Source organism: Microbulbifer sp. HZ11, from assembly GCF_000708675.1.
Taxonomy (GTDB): Bacteria; Pseudomonadota; Gammaproteobacteria; order Pseudomonadales; family Cellvibrionaceae; genus Microbulbifer.
The window spans coordinates 245,653-260,637 of sequence record NZ_JELR01000001.1; the positions used below are offsets into that span (position 1 = coordinate 245,653).

Annotated in this window: 15 protein-coding genes; 10 read left to right on the forward strand and 5 right to left on the reverse strand. The window is 55.8% G+C overall.

The features are described 5' to 3' along the window. Positions 1–7: 7 nt before the first annotated feature. The 9 genes from mazG (at position 8) to AU11_RS01095 (ending at position 9,085) form a co-directional block, all read left to right on the forward strand. On the forward strand, positions 8–838 hold the full coding sequence (gene mazG / locus AU11_RS01055) for a nucleoside triphosphate pyrophosphohydrolase (RefSeq protein WP_043315794.1): 831 nt from the start codon (positions 8–10) through the stop codon (positions 836–838). A 257-nt stretch (positions 839–1,095) separates the two neighbouring features. Then, complete coding sequence (gene adk / locus AU11_RS01060; protein WP_043315797.1) at positions 1,096–1,749, forward strand: adenylate kinase; 654 nt, start codon at positions 1,096–1,098, stop codon at positions 1,747–1,749. Positions 1,750–1,967: 218 nt separating this feature from the next. Continuing rightward, a complete protein-coding gene (gene hemH / locus AU11_RS01065) occupies positions 1,968–2,999 on the forward strand; it encodes a ferrochelatase (protein ID WP_043315800.1) in 1,032 nt (343 codons plus the stop codon). Positions 3,000–3,268: 269 nt separating this feature from the next. Then, positions 3,269–4,051, forward strand: a complete 783-nt coding sequence (locus tag AU11_RS01070) for a hypothetical protein (protein ID WP_043315806.1) — start codon at positions 3,269–3,271, stop codon at positions 4,049–4,051. Between the two features lie 267 nt (positions 4,052–4,318). Beyond that, complete coding sequence (gene tsaB / locus AU11_RS01075; RefSeq protein WP_043315809.1) at positions 4,319–5,047, forward strand: tRNA (adenosine(37)-N6)-threonylcarbamoyltransferase complex dimerization subunit type 1 TsaB; 729 nt, start codon at positions 4,319–4,321, stop codon at positions 5,045–5,047. A gap of 22 nt (positions 5,048–5,069) precedes the next feature. Then, a complete protein-coding gene (locus tag AU11_RS01080) occupies positions 5,070–5,870 on the forward strand; it encodes an undecaprenyl-diphosphate phosphatase (protein ID WP_043315812.1) in 801 nt (266 codons plus the stop codon). A 61-nt stretch (positions 5,871–5,931) separates the two neighbouring features. Beyond that, positions 5,932–6,816, forward strand: coding sequence for an NAD(P)-dependent oxidoreductase (locus tag AU11_RS01085; RefSeq protein ID WP_043315814.1), 885 nt, complete (start codon positions 5,932–5,934; stop codon positions 6,814–6,816). A gap of 57 nt (positions 6,817–6,873) precedes the next feature. Next, on the forward strand, positions 6,874–7,992 hold the full coding sequence (locus AU11_RS01090; protein WP_043315817.1) for a DUF3524 domain-containing protein: 1,119 nt from the start codon (positions 6,874–6,876) through the stop codon (positions 7,990–7,992). A gap of 85 nt (positions 7,993–8,077) precedes the next feature. Continuing rightward, positions 8,078–9,085, forward strand: coding sequence for a tryptophan--tRNA ligase (locus AU11_RS01095; RefSeq protein WP_043315820.1), 1,008 nt, complete (start codon positions 8,078–8,080; stop codon positions 9,083–9,085). A 5-nt stretch (positions 9,086–9,090) separates the two neighbouring features. On the opposite strand, the gene AU11_RS01100 is transcribed toward AU11_RS01095, so the two are convergent. The 4 genes from AU11_RS01100 to AU11_RS01115 all read right to left on the reverse strand — a co-directional run bounded on the left by AU11_RS01100 (position 9,091) and on the right by AU11_RS01115 (position 12,317). Then, positions 9,091–10,047: a mechanosensitive ion channel family protein gene (locus tag AU11_RS01100; protein ID WP_043315823.1), complete on the reverse strand. Its 957-nt coding sequence runs from the start codon at positions 10,045–10,047 to the stop codon at positions 9,091–9,093. Positions 10,048–10,062: 15 nt separating this feature from the next. Then, complete coding sequence (locus tag AU11_RS01105; protein WP_156035066.1) at positions 10,063–10,593, reverse strand: hypothetical protein; 531 nt, start codon at positions 10,591–10,593, stop codon at positions 10,063–10,065. A 111-nt stretch (positions 10,594–10,704) separates the two neighbouring features. Then, on the reverse strand, positions 10,705–11,493 hold the full coding sequence (locus tag AU11_RS01110; protein WP_231491399.1) for a triacylglycerol lipase: 789 nt from the start codon (positions 11,491–11,493) through the stop codon (positions 10,705–10,707). Positions 11,494–11,810: 317 nt separating this feature from the next. After that, positions 11,811–12,317, reverse strand: coding sequence for a PH domain-containing protein (locus AU11_RS01115; protein WP_043315826.1), 507 nt, complete (start codon positions 12,315–12,317; stop codon positions 11,811–11,813). Between the two features lie 313 nt (positions 12,318–12,630). Between AU11_RS01115 and gndA the strand changes: the two genes are divergently transcribed. Continuing rightward, entirely contained in the window at positions 12,631–14,151 is a 1,521-nt protein-coding gene (gndA, locus tag AU11_RS01120; RefSeq protein WP_043317828.1) for an NADP-dependent phosphogluconate dehydrogenase, read from the forward strand. 80 nt (positions 14,152–14,231) lie between these two features. Here gndA and AU11_RS01125 read toward each other — a convergent pair whose 3' ends face one another. Then, on the reverse strand, positions 14,232–14,753 hold the full coding sequence (locus AU11_RS01125) for a DUF4136 domain-containing protein (protein WP_081847865.1): 522 nt from the start codon (positions 14,751–14,753) through the stop codon (positions 14,232–14,234). Positions 14,754–14,985: the final 232 nt, after the last annotated feature.

Consider the following 14,985-nt stretch of genomic DNA (forward strand, 5'->3'; position numbering starts at 1 on the left):
GTCGATTATGAAGCAAACCTACGATGTCGAAGATCTGCAATATCTGATGGCGCAGCTGCGAAATCCTGACGGTGGTTGCCCCTGGGATCTCAAGCAGAGCTTTGCGAGTATCGTACCGTCGACCATTGAGGAGGCTTATGAAGTCGCCGAAGCTATCGAGCAGGAAGATTTCGAGCACTTGCACGAAGAGTTGGGCGACTTGTTGTTTCAGGTCATCTTTTACGCGCAATTGGGGCGGGAAGAGGGGTGCTTCGATTTTTCCAGAATTGTCGATACGCTGGTGCGTAAACTGGTTCGTCGCCATCCTCATGTGTTTCCGTCAGGTGCGCTTTATGGCGAAAACCAGACAGCGGAAATCGACGAGCGGCAAGTGAAGGCCAACTGGGAAGCGATCAAGGCCGCCGAGCGGGAAGCAAAAGGCGAGGGCGGTACACTGGCCGGTGTGGCGGTGGGATTACCGGCGCTGACCCGTGCCGCGAAATTGCAGAAGCGGGCTTCCCAGGTCGGCTTCGACTGGCCGGAAATAGATGGGGTGCTGGACAAGGTAGAAGAGGAACTGCGGGAGCTGCGAGAAGCCATAGCCAGTGGCGACCGTGACCACGCGAGTGAAGAGCTGGGCGACCTGATGTTTTCCTGCGTCAACGTGGCGCGGCACCTGAAACTTGACTCTGAGACGGCCCTGCGTCAGAGCAATCGAAAATTCGAGCAGCGCTTTGCTGCGGTTGAAGCGGCGCTCGCTAAGCGCGACCAGCAACCTGCGGACGTTTCTCTCGAAGAACTGGACCGGCTTTGGGACGCGGCGAAGGTCGCCGGAAATCAGTCCCCGGAGGCGGGTTGAACGGTGTTCGGTGCTGTTTGCTTGAGTCAAGAAAGACTTGACTGGCTGGCTGGTGAAATTATCCCCGGGAAGAGAAGCGATCTGCTTTAATTGACGGGAAATTTGTAAAAAAATTACCTAATTCGGCCTGACCACATGCGGACTTGTTCTGTGTGGGGGCAAAGTGTAAGGTAGCGCTCTTTTCTCGGGGCGCCACCGGAACCTCCGGCTGGGAATATTCAATAATTGCCTCGGCATGATCTGGAGACTATCTGTTTATGCGAATCATACTTCTGGGCGCACCTGGCGCCGGCAAAGGCACCCAGGCCCAGTTCATTACCGAGAAGTTTGGTATTCCTCAGATTTCTACCGGAGACATGCTCCGCGCCGCTGTCAAAGCGGGCACGCCGCTGGGTCTGCAGGCCAAAGATGTCATGGCAGCCGGCAAGCTGGTTTCCGACGATCTGATCATTGCGCTGGTGAAGGAGCGAATTGCACAGACAGACTGCGCTAATGGCTTCCTGTTTGATGGCTTTCCGCGCACTATTCCCCAGGCACAGGCACTGCTGGATGCGGACGTATCCATCGATCACGTGCTGGAAATCGCTGTTGATGATGAAGAAATCGTTAAACGACTGTCCGGCCGACGGGTGCATGAAGGCTCCGGTCGCGTTTATCACCTGATTTACAATCCACCCAAAAACGAAGGTGTGGATGATGTGACTGGCGAAGCACTGGTTCAGCGTGCTGATGACACCGAAGACACCGTGCGCAATCGCCTGTCGGTATACCATGAGCAAACAGAGCCGCTAGTCGGTTTCTACCGCGAACTGGCCCAGCGCGCACCGGAAACCGCCCCCAAGTACAGCAAGGTGGAAGGGGTTGGCTCCATGGACGATATCCGTGAGAAAGTGATTGAGGCGCTGAGCTGAAGTCGTATCTCCTGCGATGTTCCCAGTAGAGGGAATAATACGAAAAAGCTCCTTCGGGAGCTTTTTTTGTATTCACGTCCCTCCCCCCGGTTGATTGTCACAGCCTATCAAGTTACCGGGAAAACCTGCTAAATACTTTTTTTCAGGATTCTGGAATACTCTGCATCACATTCGCCCCTGACCCCACACTGATTTTCAATAGAGGAGCGTATCGCAATATGGCGCATGCAATCATCCTGATGAACCTGGGTACCCCCGCTGAGCCGACTCCCGGCGCCGTGCGCCAGTTCCTGAAGGCGTTTCTCTCTGACTCACGGGTGGTCGAGATTCCTCGTCCGTTATGGGCGATGATCCTGAACCTGTTGGTGCTGCCGTTCCGCCCGGCGAAGATCGCCCCCGCTTATCGGGAAATCTGGAATCAGGGGCTGGATGGTGAAACCGTCACCGGCTCGCCCATCGTGTATTACACCCAGCGTCAGGTGGCCTTGCTACAGCAACGGCTGAACTCTCGCGCCCCAGGGCAATTTACCGTGGCCTATGCGATGACGTACGGTGGCCCTTCGCTGGCCGATACCGTGTCCCGGTTGTCCGAAAATGGCATTACCCAGTTTACCGTTTTGCCGTTGTATCCCCAGTATTCCGCCACTACCACTGGTGCCATCTACGATCAGGTGGCAGAGATCCTGCGCAGTAGCCGCAATGTGCCGGATATTTCCGTGGTACACGAATACTGGCAGCACCCTTTATATATTGAAGCGCTGGCCAACTCGGTGCGCGAGCATTGGGCGGGTCGGGGTGCTGCGGAGAAATTGATGATGTCGTTCCATGGCATTCCCAAGGCAAACATTCGCAAGGGCGACCCTTACTATGATCAGTGCTGTGGCACAGCCAGGCTGCTGGCTGCTGAACTGGGACTTTCTGAGGATAAATGGGCAATTACCTTTCAATCCCGCTTTGGTAAGGCGGAGTGGCTACAGCCTTATACCGACAAAACCCTGATAGCGTGGGGGCAAAGTGGGGTGGCCAGCGTAGATGTGATTTGCCCCGCGTTCTCTGCTGATTGTCTCGAGACCCTGGAAGAAATCGCGGTAGAGAATCGCGCTAATTTTATCGAAGCGGGGGGTACCGAGTACCGGTATATTCCAGCACTGAACGCCCGCGAGGACCATTTAAAAGCATTGGAAGCGGTGGTTCGAGATCGTTTACCGGCGGTCATTGCAGATCAAATCGCGGAAGATGGAATAAATTAATTGCTATCCACTCCCTTCCTTTTCCTCTCCCGCGCTTGGGGTTTTCCGGAAATTCCATCGGAATTTTGTTAAATCCCTAAAAAAATCCAACTTTTTTGTGAAATTTGGTTGTTTTTAATCTTTTTTTCTTGCAAACCCTCTTTTTTTTATTAACTTTGATACAGCCGTGTCATTTTCAATGGCTGGGCTGCTCTCAATTTTCACGCTTGGTCGATACACAATTCAGTGTGAACAGTGACTTCTTTAATTAGAGAAAGAGGAGACAAGGGATGGCACGAGTCGCAAAGAAAAAGGCTAAGGCAAAACGGGTAGCAAAACCGGCCGCCAAAGCTTCCGTTGCCGCTTCACCAGTGGTAGTCAAAGCCCAGAAAGCAGTGGATGCCGCTGCAAAATCGCTGGATGCACAGCTGGACCGCGTTGGAAAAGCCCGTGCCCGGGTGCAAAAGTCCAACACTGCGGCGGCAAAAAAGTCGCTGACAGCCGCCAATGCAAAGTTGCGTGAGCAGCGCGCCAAGCTGGCTGAGGCCAAACTTGGGCTTGCAAAAGCCAATACCATGGATGCCGTGCGCCAGGCTGAAGAATCCGCGAAGAAGTCGGTTTCCGAGTTGGCCGAGAAGTTGTCGAACAAAGCTGATAAGGAGCTGAGTAAGGCGCTGAAAGCCTTTGAGGCCCGCTGGAAAAAGACCCGAGCCAAGGCGGATGCCAAAAAAGTAAAAGCGGCAGAGAAGAAAGCTACCGCCAAAGTGAAAGCTGCGGCGAAGAAAGCTGCTGCGAAAGCCAAGGCGATGGAGAAAAAGGCTGCTGCCAAAGCGAAAGCAGAAGCCAAAAAGGCAGCCAAGAAAGCCAGTAAGAAAAAGGCGGTGAAGAAATCGGCCGGGCGTCCTAAAAAGGCCGCTGCGAAAAAGTCGACCGTGAAAAAGGCTGCCGCCAGAAAAGCGGCAACCAAAGCGGTAAAATCAGCACCCAAGAAGTCCGCACGTCGCGGTCGCCCACCGAAGGCTACTGCCAAAAAGGCCACAGGCCGGCGCGGTCGTCCGCCCAAGAAGGCATGATCAACGGCCACTGACCCGGAGTGCCCTTCGCGGGCGCACTCGCAAAAGCCCTGGAACCTGGTTCCGGGGCTTTTTTGGTTTGTAGTAGGTCCAGTTTGGCGGCCAGTTGCGTTTACGGCTGGCCGTGCCACAATTCGCCCCCGAATACCGGAGCACGGTCAGTCTGGAAGAGGTAGGGGTGGTACAAGTCCTGCAGCTCACCAGGGGGCTGAATCGCCTGATATCCACCGTAACTGCTTAGTAAAACACCGGAATGGGACCTGTCTGTTGAAAATCCTTGCTATCGATACTACTTCCGGCGCCTGCTCCGTTGCCCTCTACGATCACGGAGCGGTGCGTGAGGCTTTTGTCCGTGCAGAGCGCGATCACACCCGCCGACTATTGCCTATGGTGGAGCAGGTATTGGCCGAAGGGCAATGTAGCCTGTCCCAGATCGATACCATGGCGGTTAGTAAGGGGCCGGGTTCTTTTACCGGTCTGCGTATCGCGATCAGTTGCGTGCAGGGGTTGGCGTTTTCCGCAGACAAGCCGGTAGTACCCGTTTCCAGTCTTGCTGCTCTCGCCTGTGGTGCGGTGCGTGAGAACCCGCAGTGGGCAGCAGAGTCGGTACCCGTACTGGCAGCTCTGGATGCGCGTATGCAGGAGGTTTACTGGGGGCTCTACGACGCCTCAAGCCCGGGAAAGCCTCTCGTTGACGATCAGGTGTCCGCCCCGGATCAGGTCGTGTCCACCTTGGTGGCGGAGCAGTATATTGTCGAATCCGAGCCTTGCGCGCCGCTGCTGGGAGCCGGTCCCGGCTGGAAGTACACACCTTTGGCAGAGCTTAATCCACGGGCACTCGCGCTGGATGCTGCCATCCACGCCCAGGATATTGCGGTGCTGGCCGCTGATTTGTGGGGAACTGGGGTGCAGGTATCCGCAGAAGCGCTGGAGCCCGCTTACCTGCGCAATGAAATTACCTGGAAAAAGCGTGAACGTATTCGTCCGCTCAAATAACGTTTTAATGCAGTAGAAGAGTATGGAAACCTTTCAGATTGTCATCCTGGCGCTTATTCAGGGAATTACGGAATTTCTGCCAATTTCCAGTTCCGCACATTTGATTTTGCCTCATCAGGTACTGGGCTGGCCCGATCAGGGGCTGGCGTTTGATGTGGCCGTGCATTTCGGATCCTTGATCGCCGTACTGGTGTATTTTCGCAAAGACGTTTGGCAGTTGATTAGTGACGGCCTGGGGGGATTCAAGACTGGTCAGTTTTCCAGTGAAGGCCGCCTCGCGTGGCTTATAGTGCTCGCCACGATTCCCGCTGGTCTTGTAGGCCTGGCATTCAAGGGCTTCATTGAGGAGCATCTGCGCTCCTCGGCGGTGATCGCAGCCACGACCATTATCTTTGGTTTGTTGCTGTGGTGGGCGGATGCTCGCGGCGAGCGCCGTGATGATATTGAAAAACTGAACTGGAAAAAGGCCTTATTGATTGGTGCGGCCCAGGCTCTCGCACTGATCCCTGGCACATCCCGCTCTGGTATTACCATGACAGCGGGCCTGATGCTGGGAATGAAGCGGGAGGCCGCTGCACGTTTTTCTTTTCTGATGTCGATACCGGTGATTGCTCTGAGTGCGCTTCTATTGACCCTGGAGTTACTCGACACAAGCTCCGTACCCTGGGGAAGTATCTTCCTCGGGGTTGTTCTATCCGGTATCAGCGCCTATCTGTGCATCCATTTTTTCCTTCAGTTTATTAGCCGTATTGGCATGGCGCCCTTCGCAATCTACCGGCTGCTGCTGGGGGGAGCACTGATTTGGCTTATTCTATCCAGTTGACCCGGCGTAAGCCTTGTGACCAGCTGGTGCGGCCGGTACTGCAAAACCTTCAGGTGTAATCATGACGACCACAGTGGCATTTATCGGGCTCGGAGTAATGGGGTTTCCCATGGCGGGCTTTCTTTCCCGGGCAGGGTACAAAGTACAGGTTTATAACCGTACGGCGAGTCGCGCTCAGTTGTGGCTGGACTCCTACGAAGGTGAAGCGTTCACGACGCCGGCCAAGGCTGCGGAAGGGGCGGACTATGTATTTTGCTGTGTCGGAAACGATGACGATTTGCGCCAGGTAACTACGGGCGAAAACGGAGCATTTCATGGTATGGCGGCCGGGACCCTGTTTATTGACCACACGACGGCCTCCGCCAATGTCGCAAGAGAGCTCGCCGATGCAGCGTCCCGTTGCGGTATCGGATTTCTCGATGCGCCGGTTTCCGGCGGTCAGGCTGGTGCGGAAAATGGTGCACTCACGGTCATGGTGGGTGGCGTGGATGCGGATTACCAGCGTGTCAGTCCCTTATTGAACTGCTATGCCCGCGCGGTGAACCTGCTCGGTCCCGTGGGCAGTGGACAGTTGTGCAAAATGGTCAATCAGATATGTATCGCAGGGCTGGTGCAGGGACTTTCGGAAGGATTGCATTTCGCCAGGGCTGCAGGGCTGGACCCGGCACAGGTTGTCGAAGTGATTTCCAAAGGCGCGGCACAAAGCTGGCAAATGGAAAACCGCTACAAGACCATGCTGGCAGGTGAGTATGAGCATGGCTTTGCAGTGGACTGGATGCGCAAAGATCTGGGAATTGTTCTGGATGAGGCGCAAAAAAATGGCGCTCTATTGCCGGTCACCGCGCTGGTGGATCAGTTCTACAGTGAAGTGCAGGCCCTTGGTGGCGGCCGCTGGGATACTTCCAGCCTGTTCGCAAGATTGACTAACCTGCGCGATTTCGACTGATACACAGACCCGCAGATCATGTGTGCCAGTGCTGAGTGCCCTTAACGAGTCATTTTTGTGAAAGTTTTGTTACTTTCTGCATACGATGCCGACAGTCACAAGCGCTGGCGGCGCGGTCTGGTGTCGGCCATTCCACACTGGCAGTGGACCCAGTTGACACTGCCCCCCCGCTTTTTCAGCTGGCGTATACGTGGAAACAGCCTGAGCTGGGGAAGGGGAGAAGCGCGCGCGCTAATGGAGCAGCCATGGGACCTGCTTGTCGTCACTTCCATGGTGGATCTGGCATCTCTGCGGGGTCTGGTGCCCTGTCTGGCGCACGTGCCGACAGCGGTCTATTTTCACGAAAACCAGTTCAGCTATCCGCGCAGCGAAAACGCGGTGGCCTCGGTCGAACCGCAGATTCTCAACATCTATTCCGCGTTGTGTGCGGACTGCATACTGTTCAATTCGGAATTCAATCGCAGCAGCCTGCTGGACGGTGCCGCCGAGCTGCTGAATAAATTGCCGGATCAGGTGCCCGACGGTATTTGTGACGAAATCCAGAGTAAGTCCTGGGTGTTGCCGGTGCCACTGGAAAGCAGCGCGTTCAGTATCGAGCGGATTCCTTCGACGAGGCCTACATTTATCTGGAACCACCGTTGGGAGTACGATAAAGGGCCGGATATTTTACTCGCCGCCCTGCGTAGGTTCGGGCGTGCGCAAATTCCATTTACCTGTCACGTGGTCGGACAGCAGTTTCGGCGACAGCCCGCGGAGTTCGCCCAAATCCGCAAGCTTCTGCAGAAACTCGGAGCTCTTGGTGCATGGGGCTATCAGGAGCAACTGCCCGAGTATCGGCGACTTCTCGGGCAAAGCCACGGGGTGATTTCCACCGCACGACATGATTTTCAAGGGTTGGCCGTGTTGGAGGCGGTGGCTGCTGGCTGCCAGCCGCTGGTGCCAGATAATCTGGCGTATCCGGAGTGGTTCGGTGGCGGAGGCTGGCGTTATTCCGATGATATTGAGTCCTGCGCGGCAAACCTCAGTGCCGCTATGCTGCGTTGTGCGAGGGGAGTGCGAGACTGCGTAACGGCGCATGTACCGGATGTCCAGCACCTGAGCTGGACGCACATGGCCGGTGAATATGAGGTGCGGCTGCGCAATTGTGCCGATGGCGCAAGAGGTGTGCGCGCCTGAGCGTACAACCGGCCGCAGGAAACAGGTATCATGCGGCCCTTAGTTCAGCAGATAGTCAATTTTAAGTACGGAATTTTAAGGACATATGAGCAAGCAGCGTGTATTGACCGGTATTACCACCACCGGTACTCCCCACCTGGGAAACTACGTGGGAGCGATTCGCCCGGCCATCGCCGCCAGTCAGGACGAGAACAATCAGTCTTTCTATTTCCTTGCGGACTATCACGCGCTGATCAAATGTCATGACCCGGAGCAGGTTCATCAGTCCACCCGGGAAATCGCCGCAACCTGGCTGGCGTTGGGGTTGAACACCGATAACGTTGTGTTCTATCGCCAGTCCGATATTGTCGAGATTCCCGAGCTGACCTGGTTGCTTACCTGCCAGACTGCCAAGGGCCTGATGAATCGAGCCCATGCCTATAAGGCGGCGGTGGATGCCAACCGGGATGATGGCCAGGATTCCGATTTCGGGATCACCATGGGCCTGTACAGCTACCCGGTGCTAATGGCCGCAGATATCCTGATGTTCAACGCCAACAAGGTTCCTGTGGGTAAAGACCAGATTCAGCATATCGAAATGGCCCGTGATATTGCGGCCCGTTTCAATCACCACTACGGAGAGCACTTCGCGTTACCCGAGGCGGTGGTGGACGATCATGTCGCGGTACTGCAAGGGCTCGACGGTCGTAAGATGAGCAAAAGCTACGGGAATACCATTCCGTTGTTCCTGGCGGAAAAACAGCTGAAAAAACACATCAACAAGATCAAAACCAACCTGCTTGAGCCAGGCGAACCCAAAGACCCGGATACCTCTACGGTATTTCAGATCTGGCAGGCATTCGCTACACCGGAGCAGACCGCCGACATGCGGCAGGCATTCGCCGATGGTATCGCTTGGGGGGAATCCAAAAAGCAGCTGTTCGAGTTGATCAACGGCCAGATTGGCGAGGCGCGCGAGCGCTACAACGAACTGCTCGCTAACCCCGCTCAGATCGAGGCTGAACTGGAAAAGGGGGCGGAGAAGGCGCGCGCCTATTCGGCACCATTCCTGGAAAAACTACGTGAAGCGGTCGGTATCCGCAAAATTAGTTGAGGCAGTTACTGGTCCTGCTTTGATTGGCTCGCAGTTTTCTTGACTGCGGGCCATCCTTCCCTCTGTCTCCCCCGTTGGCCGTCAGATTCATCGGTCTGGTCATGAAACAGATGCACCTGTGTCTCAAATGGCATATCGATGCCAGCCTCGTCGAGCGCTTCTTTCACCGCCTCTACGACCCGCGCGCGTACATGGGTAACATCTGTCTGTCGGCTGTTGGTCCACCAGCGTGCGCGGATGGTTACCCAGCTTGCGGCAAGATCCCACGGGAGTGCTTCTGGCGCCGGCTTCGTGACGATACCCTCCACATTCCCGAGTGCTTTTTCGATAACCTCACAGGCTTCAGTGATACTGTCACTGTAACCAATGCCAATTTCGTAATCACTTCGGCGTAAGGAGCGAGCAGTTTTCACGAGGATCGCATTAGTGTAGATGTCGCTATTGGGAATGAGAACCCGCTGGCCATCATAGGTATTTATGACTGTTGCACGGGTTTCAATGCGTTTCACTGTGCCTTCAAAATCGGAAACCTGGATTTGATCACCCACTTCAAAGGGTTGTCGGATCAGTATCAGCAGTCCCGCCAGCCAGTTCTGTAATATGTCTTTGAATGCGAAGCCGATGGCAACTGAGCCGACCCCCAGGCCGGCGATCAGGTCGCCGGGCTTCAGGCTGGGCATGACGATGGTTGCCGCGAGGAGCAGCCCGATCAGGGTGATTCCCCATTTCACCAGCCCCCCCAGTACATCGCCCAGATTGGAGCGGTCACGGCGTTTAAGATGGCGTCGAATCAGAAGTCTTACCAGCGCGCCGATAGCGTAGAAAATGATGAGAACGACCAGTGCCACGGCAAAGTTTGGCAAGAGCTTGATGGCACCATCTACCCAGCTATCAACCTGACCGATCGCCTCACTCAGGTCGGCATCAATTTCACTGGCTTTTTCCCGGGTATTTTCCTGCATATTGACCGCCTGGCGTTACCCGGGGTTTCGAATCCGGATATTCAGAAAAAACTCCGCTCGCTCTCCGTTTTTTGCGGCGGCGTCCATCAGGTAAACCAGCACCCGATAGGTTCCGTCCCGCGGTAGGGTAACGGAGTACATCGAGTGTCGACCCTGGCCGCGGTGCAGCGCGCGCGGTGCCGCCGGCGCGGTGATACGGTAGCTGGCCTGGGCATGATCACTGCGCAGGTCCAGCTCCAGCGACTGGCCGGTTTTCGCCTCAATCAGATATTCGATGGTGTTACCTCCGCTCAGGGTGCCCTTGACTCCCGCAAACTCAAACGGACCGTTGCGTTGCTTATGCAGCTGGATTTTTTCGACAATCGGCTGGAGCGCTTCTGTCGCCTCTGTTTGTGGTGGGGTGTATTCGCCCGATGTGGAGGAGAGGGCGGATTGTGCCTGCAGGTGTGACGGCATGGACAACATGGACAGGAGTAACAGCCAGGTCGACACACGGTCCATGTGCAGAGAAGGCAGACGGTGAAAGAACCAGGAGATGGACTGCACGAAATGCCCCACTCGATAGATTTCTGAGCCATTCAGTGTAGTTTGCCCGGCGGAGAACTAGTCGTCGTAGGTATTCTTGGGTATTGGCGGTGGTGGACGAGGCTATGAAACCTAGGATTCGGAAAGTCGCTCGAAATTCCCATGTTTGAGGTAGTGGATGACCTGTGCGATGACCTTGGGGTTTTTCATCATAAATACATGGGTCACCGGCATCTCCAGATGGTCATCCATGCCGTCAACGCGAGTGCGGGCGACACTGACCTTACCATCGTCCTGGTCCGGCAGCATCGTGGACAGGATCGGGTTGATACTGCGGGTGCCAGCAATAATACCGAGTTCAAAATCAACTGCACCGAGCTTGTTTGGCACGCTCAATTTCCCTGTCCCCAGCTGCAATCCGGCGTCGCCAAAAATAAAGTGGAACCCCGGTACCTTTCCCAGGTTGTCCACTACTTCACTGCCCTGATTGGGTGGGCCCAGCATGACAACACGGCCCAGGTTTTTCACCTTCACCCTGCTCAGGTACTGGCGCACGAGAATGCCCCCCATGGAGTGGGTAACGAAATGCACGCGGGAGGATCGGGCTGAAAGGGTGTTTTCCGCTGCATCAGTACTCTGTGCCGGGTCAGTACTCTGCCCTTGACGGGTCAGGGAGGCGCAACGATCGAGCGCGGGGGCAATTGCCGGGCCTGCCAGTGCTTCGATCGGATGATCTGTCGAAGGGTAATCCACATTGACCGTGGCAAATCCCGCTGCGGAAATCGCCGTATCCAACTTTTTCATCGCGCTTTTGGACTTTGCCAGGCCGTGCAGCAAAATCACACAATCTTCTGCCTGTGCCGAGAGGGGCAGGAAAAGTGCCATGGTTGCGCTGAGCACCGAGGAAATCAGGATTTTCATCGTTCTTGGTCACTGCGTTGTGTATTGGTTCATCGCTGGGTTAGGGGCGCAAGCCAACGACTGGATTACCGTCGATGGAGACCATCATATACCCCAGCGATCCGCGTGTGCACTTTACGGACCTTGCGCTTACCGGGGCGGCGGTTGTCGATGCGTAAACCGATTCATCCGTTCCTCCGCGGCAGTCGCCAAAACCCAACCCTGAAAGTGTAGTTCAGCGTCAGATGGAGGGTTGAATGATGCCGCTTGCGGTGAATGGGTCAAGCGGAGGTGCTGATTGCGGAAGCGCGTGGCCAGCTAGGCTATTGTCTGCACCACTAACCATTTTTTGTGACCAGATGGGCGACGCTATGGGCGAATGTTTCGGGGTCATCCGGAGTGATCACGATTGTTCTTGTTCTCAGTTTCAATACCACACTGCGGGCAGCATCTGTGGCATAGGCGCGATAGCGGCCCAGCGGTTTGTTCTGGAATAGCCCCAGATAGGCGAACAGGCCGCCATTGCCGAACAATCGAATAGAGCCATCCATTGCTGATGAATCGACAGTCACGGTTTCCAGTTGTGTCAATGACAGGCGGCTGTGCCACCCGAGGCGCAATACATAGAGCTGACTTCCTTCAACCTGATACCCGCGCACCGTGAAGAGGGCGCCGAGTACAAGAGTCGCCACTGGAATCCAGATGCCCAACTGGTAAACGGCCGGTGCTTCATCTGGCGTTTGCAATAGTAGCGCGAGAGTAATGCCCAGCAGAATAATGCTACATAGCAGGGTAAGCAATTTCAGCTGGCGGCTCCAGGGAGCAGCGTAAATCCGGCTTTTCATATTGTGGCAACAGTCCGTAGTCTGGCTGATTAGAGCGCGTATTATAAAGCTGACAGGGTAATCGCGTGCCCAATTGATAGCCTGTGCATCCAGTCGTTACCACGAGGCAAAATGCAGCATCAACATGTAGGTACCAAGTACCGGGCGTGCCCTGAGAAGGGGAACCGGTGAATGAGTGTCGTGATTACTACAATGGCGTCAGGCGTAAAATGCGCTCCCGATGCGCCTGTTCGATTGCTATACTCCGCGCCCTTTGAGCAGGGGCATAAAACCAGCCAGCCCCACCGCCAACAAGTGTGCACTGGAGATTCAAATGAAAGAAACACTCTGCGATATCGGCTTTATCGGCGCCGGCGTCATGGGGAAGAACCTGATCCTCAACCTGGTGGATAACGGATACCGTGTGTGTGCTTTCGATCTTGATCACAGTCGCCTGGATGCGCTGCTTGAACAAGATGCCCGTGAACGCGGTGACAGTGCCCCGCGGGTAGAAGTGTGCAATTCCTATACAGAGCTGCTTTCCCGGGTAAAAGCACCGCATCTGGTCATTCTTTCTGTGCCGGCCGGTGCACCGGTAGACGACGTATGCAACAAACTGCTGGACGCCGGCTTACAGGCCGACGATATCGTGATTGACACGGGCAACAGCCTCTGGACTGACTCGGTACAGCGCTGCAAGCGCTACGAGGGCAAGCTGATATTCTTTACTACCGCGGTTTCCGGCGGTGAGGTGGGTGCACGATTCGGGCCGTCGCTCATGCCCAGTGGCGATCGTTACGCCTGGGCGCGCATCGAGCCGGTATGGCACGCCATCGCGGCCAAGGTAGACCCCAAATCCGGCCAGCCCATCGAGCGATTTGAGCCCGGTAACCCGGTAAAAGTAGGGGATCCCTGTGCAGCCTATATCGGACCGATTGGCTCCGGCCACTTTGTGAAGATGGTGCACAACGGCATCGAATACGCCGACATGCAGATGATCTGCGAAGTTTATGATGTCATGCGCAGTGCGCTTGAAATGACCCCCAGTGAAATTGCCGGCGTATTCCGTGAGTGGAACAAGGGAGTGCTGAACAGCTATCTGATCGATATCAGTGCGGAAGTACTGGACACCCGCGACTCGGAAACCGGCGAGCCCCTTGTCGATGTGATTCTCGATCGTGCGGGCCAGAAAGGTACCGGCCTCTGGACCGCGGTGGGCGCATTGCAGGTGGGTTGCCCGGCGCCCAGTATCGCCGAGGCGGTTTTTTCGCGCTCACTGTCCACGCGCAAGGTGTTGCGTGGTCGTGCGGCCAAGAAGCTGGTTGGGCCAGAGGTCGCACCGGTACCGGCGGATAAGCGTCAGGAGGTGATCGACCAGCTGCACGACGCACTCTACTGCGCAAAAATCTGTGTGTACGCGCAGGGTTTCGACCTGATGAAACTGGCTGCCCGCGAACAGGGCTGGGAACTGAACTTTGCCGAGATCGCGCGCATCTGGCGCGCCGGATGCATCATTCGCGCCGTCTTCCTGCAGTCCATCAGCGATGCCTACGAGCGCGACGTGAAGCTTTCCAATCTGTTACTGGATGATTTCTTTATTGAGCAGATTGCCAATCACCAGGGCAACTGGCGCCGCGCCGTCGCTGACGCCACCATCGGTGGTATTCCGGTCCCGGCATTGTCTTCTGCCCTCAGTTACTACGACGCCTTCCGTCGCGAATCCCTTCCGGCCAACCTGCTGCAGGCCCAGCGGGACTTCTTCGGCGCGCACACCTTTTCGCGGGTGGATAAGCCAGAGCAGGAGAAGTACCACGTACTCTGGGGCGAGTCGGGTCGGCCGATGAAGAAGGTCTAAAGACTCACCAGAAAAATGGCCGCACTAACTTTGAAAAGCTGCGGCCATTTTTTTTGAGTTTTTTGTGAGATTTTCGCGGACTAGTGCACGCGCCGCGGAAAGCTGCGAAATGCTTCATCAACTGCCCGATCCATCGATCGTTGCGGATTATTCAGCACCTCCCGGGTGATCGGAGCGACGGTACGGCCTTGCCATACCAGGTGTTTCTGGCGTGCATCAACAAGGTCTATGGTCAGTTGTCCCTCAGTAGCGGATTGACTTACGCGCGCGTGTGGGGCACTTGCTGGCATCTGGTGTGTGGGATATGCGCGTACCTGCACGTTCACCAGCAGGTCGGGATTGGTGCTCGGCATCATGCCGCGGGCCATCAGTTGTTGGGATACTTCGTTTTGTGCCAATGACATTGCACGGCCGTTGCTGCCGGTAACCGGTGCAAAGCCGAAAGTCCGGTACTGGCTAAAAGCGGCTGCCGCTGCCTTATCGGAGGGCGGAGTGGCACAACCCTGCAGGGTGGTGAATGCCACTGTTAGCGACCCGGTCAGGAAGAGCGCCCGTAGCGCTGCCGTGGTGAAGGGTTTGTGGAAGAAATTCCTGTGTTTCATAAGCCAACCCCGAAACGTCGGTAGTGATTACCGACACCAGCATAGGGAAACTCTGACCAAGTCCGTAATGCCTCAGCGTGACCTGAAGGCAGTAGCTGTAAGGCGCAGCTCGCAGTGAATGGCTCGCCCTTTACAAGAGCTGCAACGCAGCAGATGCTGTCTTCAGGTCGCGCCCTGCGGGGCTTTCAGAGCGATTCACACTCTGCGTTGTGACTTCTTGAAAGGTCTAGAC